Origin of the sequence: Actinophytocola sp. (assembly GCF_036402745.1) — a bacterium.
In the GTDB taxonomy this organism is placed as follows: domain Bacteria; phylum Actinomycetota; class Actinomycetes; order Mycobacteriales; family Pseudonocardiaceae; genus Actinophytocola.
In genome coordinates this window covers 1-1,894 of record NZ_DASWSJ010000072.1, presented here as the reverse complement: position 1 = coordinate 1,894, position 1,894 = coordinate 1, and the positions used below count along the sequence as shown (strand labels likewise).

At 71.2% G+C, this 1,894-nt stretch carries 2 protein-coding genes; both read left to right on the top strand.

Features of this window, described 5'->3' with window-relative positions; all coding sequences use genetic code 11:
- On the top strand, positions 1-612 hold a 612-nt coding region (locus VGD70_RS07070), incomplete at its 5' end, for a molybdopterin oxidoreductase family protein (protein ID WP_331079328.1).
- Positions 609-1,894, top strand: a 1,286-nt coding sequence (locus tag VGD70_RS07065; RefSeq protein ID WP_331079326.1) for an NAD(P)H-dependent oxidoreductase subunit E, incomplete at its 3' end; no start/stop codon positions are given. The genes VGD70_RS07070 and VGD70_RS07065, both read left to right, overlap by 4 nt.

The window sequence follows — 1,894 nt, the reverse complement described above, 5'->3', positions numbered from 1 at the left end:
CCCAGCGAGGTGTTCGACGAGATGGTCGCGCTGATGCCGTCCTACGAGAACCTGTCGCACTCCAACCTCGGCCTGTCCGGGAAGCTCTACCCGAACGCCGACCCGGAGCACTCCGACGGCACGGTCGTGCTGTTCAACGAGCAGTTCAACACCGACGACGGGCTCGCCCACCTCGTGCCCGCGCAGTGGTTGCCGCCCAAGGAGCTGCCGGACGCCGAGTTCCCGCTCGTGCTCAACACCGGCAGGCTCCTGGAGCACTGGCACACCGGCTCGATGACCCGCCGGTCGTTCGCGCTCGACGCGATCTCCCCGGTGGCCGAGGTGTACATGCACCCGAAGGACGCCGCGGACCGCGGGCTGACGCACGGTCAGATGGTGCGGACGCGCTCGCGGCGCGGGTCGATCGAACTGGTGGTGCGCGTGAGCCACCGCGAGCAGCTGGGCAACTGCTTCATCCCGTTCCACTTCCGGGAGGCCGCGGCCAACCTCCTGACGATCGACGAGGTCGACCCGTTCGGGAAGATCCCGGAGTTCAAGTTCTGCGCCGTGCAGGTGGAGCCGCTCGGCGCGCCGTACCCGGAAACCGCATCGACGCAGGGAGCGAGCACGTGACCGACGTGACCGATCGCGCGGCCGAAGTCCGGTCCCGCAGGGTTCCCGGCGTCGAGGCGCGGGCCGGGAAGTTCCCAGGGCCGTCGTTGATCCCGGCGCTCAACGCGATCCAGGCCCGACTGGGCTGGCTGCCGCGCGAGGAGCTCGAGCAGCTGTCGCGCGACGCGCGCAGGCCGCGCTACGAGATCGAGGGCCTGATCTCGTTCTACCCGCACTTCCGCACCGAGCCGCCGACCAAGGTGGCGGTGCACATGTGCCACGACCTGCCGTGCTTCCTGCGCGGCGGTGAGGCCCGGATCGCGGAGCTGAAGGCGCGCTACGGCGAGGACGCCGACGTCGAGCTGGTCGAGGTGTCGTGCCTGGGCCGCTGCGACGTCGCGCCCGCGGTGGCCGTGAACGAGCGGCCGGCTCCGATCGCCGACGTGGACACGTTGGTGGAAGGCGCCCGTGGTGACGGCGTCGGCGAGGCCGCGGCGCAGACCCGGACCGAGCCGTGGCCCAACGACCCGTACCCGGCGGGCACGGACGTGACCGAGCGGTACGCCACGTTGCGCGCGGTGCTCACCGGCGAGCTGGACCCGGTCGACGTCATCGCGACGCTCAAGGACGCGGGCCTGCGCGGCATGGGTGGCGCGGGCTTCCCCACCGGCCAGAAGTGGGGCCTGGTCCGCGATGTCCAACCGGGCAGCGTGAAGTACGTGATCTGCAACGCCGATGAGTCCGAGCCCGGCACGTTCAAGGACCGCCAGATCCTGGCCACGCAGCCGCACCTCGTGCTGGAGGGCCTGCTGATCGGCATGGCCGTGGTCGGCGCGGAAGAGGGCTGGGTCTTCATCCGGCACGAGTACGGGCCCGAGGAGCACGTGCTGCGCCAGGAGATCGAGGCGCTGCGCGCGGCCGGGATCGTCGGCCCGAACGCGTGCGGCAGCGGGCGGCGGCTCGACGTCGACCTGTTCGTCTCCCCCGGCGGCTACATCCTCGGTGAGGAGACCGCGCTGCTGGAGTGCATGGAGGGCCACCGCGGCGAACCGCGCAACAAGCCCCCGTTCCCCGGCAACTACGGCCTGCACGGCCGTCCCACCCTGATCAACTCCGTCGAGACCTTCGCCGACGTGCCGGTGATCGTGCAGCGCGGCGCGCGGTGGTGGCAGGACCAGGGCATCGGCGAGTCGGTCGGGTGGAAGTTCTTCGCCGTGTCCGGGCACGTCGAGCGCCCCGACGTCTACTGCGTGCCGATGGGCACCACGGTCCGGACGCTGATCGAGCTCGCGGGCGGCGTGAC